The sequence below is a fragment of the Ureaplasma diversum NCTC 246 genome (genome assembly GCF_000731915.1).
Classification (GTDB): Bacteria; Bacillota_I; Bacilli_A; order Mycoplasmatales; family Mycoplasmoidaceae; genus Ureaplasma; species Ureaplasma diversum.
In genome coordinates, this window is record NZ_JFDP01000081.1 from 1 (window position 1) to 7,831 (window position 7,831).

Below are 7,831 nucleotides of genomic sequence, written 5' to 3' on the forward strand. Positions count from 1 at the left end.
AGATCAACTGCCATCATTAAATTTTACTTTAATAATGTTGCAGTTGATCTTGCAATCGAGCAAACTATTGGGGTTTTAAATCCAATAGTTTTTTATTTGCTCTTATTTGATTTTAATTATAGTTTTCGTAATGATAACGGTTTTTTGTTTCATAATTTTTGACGAACATATTTATGAGCAATCGCAGTAACCTTATCAACATTATAGAAAGTATCAGCTAAAACACGAATACCAATTCCTGGAACTTCCATTAATGAAACTCCAAAGCTCATTTTAATATCGCTTAGTGAATGTTTAATTTCATCACGAATTGCTATTACATCTTGTTCAGTAAGTAATGGATTAAGCATTACCATTGTTCCACAGTAGTGGAATCCATCCATAATCCCAAATGCTGATTCATCATGTGTTGATGGTGTGAATTTTAAGTTATCAAATAATACAAGTTTATTATCATAATAAATCTTTGTATTTAAATACATTAAATCATACATATAAGCAGCACCAAGTGGACTTCATCCTGGTCCAAAACACTCAGAATAAATTAGTGTTGAACTGTTTTCTACATGGAATTCGTTATATTGAGCAAAACGCCCGTTTTCATAAACGATCAGGTTATCACTTACATATTCTAAGATGGCATTTTTACCAACTTTAATATTAGTATGTTGAACAGATGTTTTGTTATCAATAGCTTTATATGTTTTTGAGCTTGACTGAGTTGTTAGTATACAACGAGCATTATCACCAACTTCAAAATCTTGGCGATAAACCTCGCCTGATACAAATCCCCCACCCATTGTAATTAATTGAAAACAAGGGTTAACTAAATCTTGTTCATCTAAATATAATGGTTTTGATGAACGGTAGAAATTTGTATAGTACACTTCGTGTGCCATTTCGTCGCGGTTTTTATCTTTTGTAACCTTTAAATATAAATATGCCGCATATTCATTTATTTTAGCTTTGCTTATCATTTAGGATTAATCCTCAAGCATAGCAAGTTGTAAACGTTTTTCAATTCAATCAGCAACTTGTTTTAATCCTTCATCAGTCTTTAAATTTGTTGCAAAGAAATCTTTGTCCCCACGTGATTTTAAAGTATCAGCTTTCATCACTTCTACATTAGCACCTACATAAGGAGCTAGGTCAACTTTGTTGATGATGAATAAGTCTGATTTAATCATCCCTTGTCCACCTTTACGTGGAATCTTTTCACCTTGGGCAACGTCGATAATATAAATTGAAAAATCTACTAAATCAGGGCTAAAAGTTGCAGATAAATTATCTCCCCCTGATTCTAAGAATAATAGTTGTAAATCTGGGTGTTTATCACACATTTCTTCGATTGCAGCAAAGTTCATTGAAGCATCTTCACGAATCGCTGTATGTGGACATCCACCAGTTTCAACACCAACAATACGATCAGCATCTAACACTGATGTATTTAATAAAATACGAGCATCTTCTTTTGTATAAATATCATTAGTAATAGCAGCCATGCTGTATCCTTTTGTTGATAAGTAACGTGTTAAACGTTCAATCAACATTGTTTTACCGGCACCAACAGGACCACCAACACCGATAACTAAAGGTTTTTTCATAAGTATTGACTTTCTTTTTGGACTTTTTGTTTTTGAATTTTAACTATTGATAAAAATTACTATGACATGAATAAACGCACTGAAATATCTTCATGTTCCATTTGTGCAATTTCAAGCCCAGGGTTATTCTTGCAAAAATCAGTTTTAAAATCAAGTTTAAAGGCTTTGTTAATAATATCTTCAAAGTACTTGTGTCTTAGTTCATAGATGATCTGTTGTCCAAGTACTTGACCCAACGGAATCGCACGTACACAGTTTTGTGTTAATGCAGCAACTGTTGAGTATAAATGTGTATATAATGAGATTTGTAAATCTAATTCTAAATGAATTGCTAAAATCCCAAAAGCAACAGCAGGATTACCGAAGCATTTCTTTTCTTTAATTAGTTGGGCATATTGAACCATTAGTTCACAATCAAAAATTTCATTATAAATTTTTACCATTTGTTGCCCAACACGACGTTGACCATCTCTAGTTTCTTTTGATAAACCTTGAGTTCCTAGCATATGATCAATCGCTCATATTTTTTTGTGTTTGACTGAATCTGCATTTTTTGATCTAAAGATTTTGTAGATCTCACGAATTGCTAATAAATCACCGAATAACAATTGCTCATTCATGTATAGCAATAACGCTTTCACAAGACTATTCCCATCGTGAACTATATCTTTTCGAATATAAGTTTCAATACCAAACGAATGGCTAAATGATCCGATTGGGAAGTTAGCATTTGTGATTTGCATTAAATCTAATAATTGTAAATAATTATCTTGCTGCTTCGCAGTGTCTAAACGCCTCTTTGAGTTTGATTTTTTTACGTTCATATTGTGCCTTAATTTCTTGAAGGTATTCTTCAACTAAATAGTCATAAGGTACAATCATTTCTTGCTCACTAAATTGTGCTGGCATATGACGATTACCTAAATTATGAGCAATCATTGCCATATTACCAATTGAATGCGAAGTAATGATTAAAACATCCGCTAATTCTAAACGTACTACTAATAGCTTGTTATCTTCATTCGCTAAAACATCTCCATCAACAAGACGCTTACCTTCTTCAAGTTTAATAGCATACTCATTGTTTAAGTCTGATTTAGCAATAATCAAACGTTTTAGTACTTCTTCATTAGTTAAGTGAATACTTTCAATTTCGTATTTTTCTACATTAGCCATATCAGCAATATTGGCTAAAATTTCTTTAAAAACAACCAAGCTTCATCCCTCACTTTTGTTCTTATATAAAATATTAATGCTATTTACATAGCATTAATATTATTTTATCCTAAAAATGGGGCGATCTAGTATAAGAAGTATCTTTGAGCTAATGGAGCTTCTGTTAATGGATCACATTCAATAATGTATTTACCATTTGCAGTTTTCTTGAACTTCTTAGCTAATTCAGCAGCAGATGTTTCTACTCAGTTTTCAAGGTCTGCTAAATCTACAGCAGCACTGAATGTTTGAGAGTCAACTTCTACATTTGGAGTAGCATCGTTGTATTTAAGATCTTTTTTACTAATACTACGGCAGTTTTTAACTGGTAATAAATCTTTCTTAAGACCGTATTCTTCTTTAATATTCTTTTCAATAGAAAGTTTTGAAACGAATAATACAGAAGTATCAGCAATTGCACCACCATATGCAGCGAATTGGTCACGCATAATAACTGGTTCACATGTTGGAATAGATGCGTTTGGGTCACCTGCGATACAACGTGCAATAACACCTTTTTTACATACATAGTAAGGTTTTGCACCAAAGAATTTAGGTTCTCAAGCAACTAAGTCAGCAAGTTTACCAACTTCGATTGATCCTACATATGAATCAATACCGTGTGCAATAGCAGGGTTAATTGTGTATTTAGAAACATAACGTTTAATACGGTTGTTGTCGTTAAATTCACTATCACCTTTAAGTGGTCCAAATTGGTTTTTCATCTTGTGAGCTGTTTGTCATGTACGAGTTACAACTTCACCGATACGTCCCATCGCAAGAGTATCTGATGACATAACTGAGATTGCTCCCATGTCATGAAGAATATCTTCTGCAGCAATAGTTTGTGCACGAATACGTGAGTCAGCGAACGCAACGTCTTCAGGAACTTTAGGGTTTAAGTGGTGACATACCATTAACATATCTAAGTGTTCAGCAATTGTGTTAACAGTATATGGCATAGTTGGGTTTGTTGAAGCAGGAAGAATGTGGTTGTATTTAACAGCTTCTAGAATGTCAGGAGCGTGTCCGCCACCAGCACCTTCTGTATGGTAAGCGTGGATTACACGACCCTTCATAGCAGCGATTGTGTGTTCTACGAAACCACTTTCGTTAAGTGTATCTGTATGGATTGCAACAGCAACATCTGTTTGGTCAGCAACTGTTAATGACACATCAATAGCGTGTCCTGTTGCCCCTCAGTCTTCGTGGATCTTAAGACCACAAGCACCAGCTGCAATTTCTTCAAGAATTGGGTCAGCAGTACCTTGTCCTTTTCCTAAGAAACCAACGTTAACTGTCATACCATCAGCAGCTTGTAAACCGTGACGAATTCAGAATTTACCAGGTGTTACAGTAGTTGCTTTTGTACCATCGTTCATACCAGTACCACCACAGATAAGAGTAGTAATACCACCATCTAAAGCAACAGGTACAATTTCAGGTTCTAATCAGTGAACGTGAGTATCTAAACCACCAGCTGTATAAATTTTACCTTCACCAGCTGAAACTTCAGTTGCAATACCAATAATCATATCTACATTATCAGTTAAGTGAGGGTTACCTGACTTACCAATTGCAGCAATTTTTCCATCACGTACACCGATGTCAGCTTTATAAACACCAGTGTAGTCTAGAATTAAAGCATTAGTAATAACTAAGTCCATTACTTCTGCGTTTTTGTATTTTTCATCACGTTTGTAAGTTGAGTTCATACCCATACCTTCACGTAATGTTTTACCACCACCGAATACAGATTCTTCACCGTATTGAGTGTAGTCTTTTTCTACTTTAGCTCAAACATCAGTATCACCTAAACGTACACTATCACCTGTAGTAATACCATAAAGCTCTGAGTAGTTTTTTCTTGAAATTTTGAACATATTAATTCTCCTTGGTTACTGTATTAATAAAAAATTAACATAGCTAACTATTTTAATTTTCCATTAATCTTACCGTTTACCCCTCATACTTCACGAGTTCCAGCAAGATCAATTAAAGGCACTTCTTTCATATCACCTGGTTCGAAACGAACAGCAGTTCCTGATGGAATGTCGAAACGACGACCATAAGCTACTTTACGTTCTTTGTCTTCGTTACCTTTTTCATCATAGAAAATTAACGCAGTGTTTGTTTCGTATAAGTGGAAGTGAGAACCAACTTGGATTGGACGGTCTCCTGTGTTCTTAACGTTCACACGAACTTCTTTACGTCCTTCATTCATTGCGATTTCACCATCGGCTAATTTTAATGCACCTGGTACAAGTTTACCTGGTGTATAAAGGTTTGATCCTCCAGCCATATTTTATCTCCTTAATTTTTCATATTTCTAAATATAGTTATATATAAGTATATTTAGTTATGTTGTTTTTGATTTGATATAAGATGTAAATTATTTGTAGATAGGTTCGTGAATTGACACTAACTTAGTACCATCTGGGAAAGTTACTTCGACTTGGATAATACCAACCATTGAGTCAACACCTTCCATAACTTGGTCTACACGTAATACTTCACGTGCTGATTGCATAAGGTCTGCAACTAATTTACCATCACGTGCTCCTTCAACAACGTGATCAGTGATTAAAGCAACAGCTTCAGAGTAGTTAAGCTTTAACCCTCTTGCTAGACGTCTACGAGCAAGGTCAGCTGCAACAGTAATCATTAATTTTTGAATTTCTCTAAGTGAAAGATTCATTTTCTACCTCGAATTATTTATTTGAGTTAATAATGCAATTTAATTATATTATTTTTTAAGCTCTTGCAACAAAAAATAAGAAAAAATTATGCTTTTTTGGGTATGTGTTTGATATTTTTTTATATTTTTATGTTAAATAGCTAAAAAGTGGATACTAAAAGTACAAAAAGGGAAAGTGTTTTTTGATCTTTTTATTAAAATAGAAAAAAATAATATTTAGTATGTACAGATTTTAAAAAAATATGCTATACTTTATCTCGTCGTTTCACAAGAAAACGACCATTGATTAATAACCTAATTATTAATTAATGTAAATGTATTTTAAAATCGCTACCAGTCCGCTTATTTTTTTCTTGAATTTTGAAGCGGGTAGCTAATAGGGATTTTAAAGTTAAAAATTTTGAGTTAATGTTAAAAAGTCCTTTATTTTGCCTAGACAACAAAAAAAGGATAAACAAAAAATTTTTCATATAGATATTGATATAAGACATAAGCTTGTACTCTACATATATAGCGAGTACATATCAACAACCACTAGTTTGCTAGACACAAACTAGTGGTTTTATATTGTTTAACTATCTATCTTAAAATAACTATATTATTTTTTTTATTAAATAAAAGGTTAAAAATATTTTATAATATATTCATGATATATATTGCACCCATCCGCTTTAAATCCAATTGATCATAAAATGAATGGGTTATATCTAAAACAAGGGTCTCCTTGTTTTTCTTTTCCTTTTTTTAACATATAAAATATTAATGAATCAAAAAAGCAAGGAGGTTTCCTTGCTTTTTGTTTGTCTTTTATTATTGCTTCTTAGCTCATTTTCAATTCATTTTTGAAGTTAATACAGGTTTTGCTGGATGACCTTTTTTAAGTGCTAAGAAAATATCATCAACATATTTATTACCAGGAATGTGTTTAGAATCTTGGTTATTATGTCAATTACTTACCATATACAAGAAATCATGTTGAGCATAATTTCAGTGGTGTGGTGGTGGATTGAAGATATCGTTTTGACGTGCACCAAAGATTGAAAGATTTAAGACAGCTTCAGATTGATCGCCCTTACCTGCGTGAATTAATTTATAAAGTTCACGTTCACCAGTTACAACAAATCAACTTGCTCATCAAGTAACAGGAGATGAACCTTTGAAGTATGTTTCGTGAACATATCAAAGCATAGCAATACCAATTCTTACAATCGCACTTGTGAATGGGTTTTCATGAATATAAGTTGTTGGGTGTTTAATTTCATATTCTTTTTGAGCATCTCAAAGCTTAGCTACAACTTTACCAACAACAGCTTTTGGATCTGGAGCACCTTTAATTCCTTGTTGAAGTGAAGTCACTTTTTTAAGGTATGGGTTGTTTGGTTGGCTTACCCCTTTATGTCCACCAATTGATCCAAACACATCACTTCAAATGTTTCTTTGTTCAATCTTAGTTAAACCAAAGAATAATGGATTCTTTTCAGCTGATAGCTGACTATATTTAGTAAATGGAGATTTTTCAAATACTAAATTAATAAACTTAACAAAGTGAAGTGGTTTAATGTCGTGTTCTTTATTACCAATTAATGGTTCAATCTTTAAGAATTGAAGTGGATCTTTAAGCATGAATGCATTCATGAATTCATACACAACTTTAAATCCTTCTTTAGTAAATACACCAGTTTGCATTTCTTTAAAGATCACAAATAATTGGTGAACAAAGACATTAATGAAATCAATTCGATAAAGATTATGTGATAAATCAACTAATAAGTTATGAACAGTTTTGTAGTCTTCTTCAGTAATATTTTCAAGCTTTAAGTTTTTAAACATTAATGCAGCGATGAAACGAGTTGTTGATTCACTACGTAAGAAACTAGCAACTAATTCTTTAAATGTAGTAACTAAATAAGCTGGGTTTAAGTCTAGAACTCGTTCTAATAATTGATCAAATGTTTTGTATTGATCTTTACTGTAGAATGTATGGTTGTTAATTAACTCAGCAATTAAGTATTTAACCATCTTTCAGATATTAGGATCTTTTCTTAAGAATCCTCAAGTTCCTACTAAGAAGTCCTTAGCAACTTTTTCATCAACACCAACTGCTTTAGCAAGTACAGGAGCTAGTTTTGTTTCAAATACAGAATCTAAGTATTCTATAATTCCTGGAGCATTTAATAAGTTAGTGTAAACTTCTTCAACTGTTCTAATTAGTTTAGATCTGATCTTAACATCTTGGAAGCCTTTATGATCAATGATTGCTTTAATTAAAGTAGTAATCTTATTACCATTTGGAACTAAACCATTGTTTGATTCA

General features: G+C 32.6%; 8 protein-coding genes. All 8 read right to left on the minus strand.

Features of this window, described 5'->3' with window-relative positions:
• Positions 1 to 116: 116 nt before the first annotated feature.
• Complete coding sequence (locus tag UDIV_RS03515) at positions 117 to 977, minus strand: urease accessory protein UreD (RefSeq protein WP_038103380.1); 861 nt, start codon at positions 975 to 977, stop codon at positions 117 to 119.
• A 6-nt stretch (positions 978 to 983) separates the two neighbouring features.
• Positions 984 to 1,604: an urease accessory protein UreG gene (gene ureG / locus UDIV_RS03520; protein WP_038103382.1), complete on the minus strand. Its 621-nt coding sequence runs from the start codon at positions 1,602 to 1,604 to the stop codon at positions 984 to 986.
• A 59-nt stretch (positions 1,605 to 1,663) separates the two neighbouring features.
• Positions 1,664 to 2,428, minus strand: coding sequence for an urease accessory protein UreF (locus UDIV_RS03525; protein WP_051749527.1), 765 nt, complete (start codon positions 2,426 to 2,428; stop codon positions 1,664 to 1,666).
• The gene (gene ureE / locus UDIV_RS03530; protein WP_038103384.1) at positions 2,370 to 2,819 is read right to left on the minus strand and encodes an urease accessory protein UreE; all 450 of its coding nucleotides are present in this window, start codon (positions 2,817 to 2,819) and stop codon (positions 2,370 to 2,372) included. The genes UDIV_RS03525 and ureE overlap by 59 nt, the downstream gene beginning before the upstream one ends.
• An 86-nt stretch (positions 2,820 to 2,905) precedes the next feature.
• Complete coding sequence (gene ureC / locus UDIV_RS03535) at positions 2,906 to 4,702, minus strand: urease subunit alpha (RefSeq protein ID WP_038103386.1); 1,797 nt, start codon at positions 4,700 to 4,702, stop codon at positions 2,906 to 2,908.
• A 47-nt stretch (positions 4,703 to 4,749) separates the two neighbouring features.
• Complete coding sequence (gene ureB / locus UDIV_RS03540; protein ID WP_038103387.1) at positions 4,750 to 5,121, minus strand: urease subunit beta; 372 nt, start codon at positions 5,119 to 5,121, stop codon at positions 4,750 to 4,752.
• A gap of 90 nt (positions 5,122 to 5,211) precedes the next feature.
• Positions 5,212 to 5,517 carry an urease subunit gamma gene (locus UDIV_RS03545; protein WP_038103389.1) on the minus strand — a complete coding sequence of 102 codons (306 nt, stop codon included), beginning with the start codon at positions 5,515 to 5,517 and terminating at the stop codon, positions 5,212 to 5,214.
• Between the two features lie 810 nt (positions 5,518 to 6,327).
• Positions 6,328 to 7,831 (minus strand): hypothetical protein (locus UDIV_RS04600; RefSeq protein ID WP_038103391.1); only part of this gene is annotated, 1,504 nt, incomplete at its 5' end.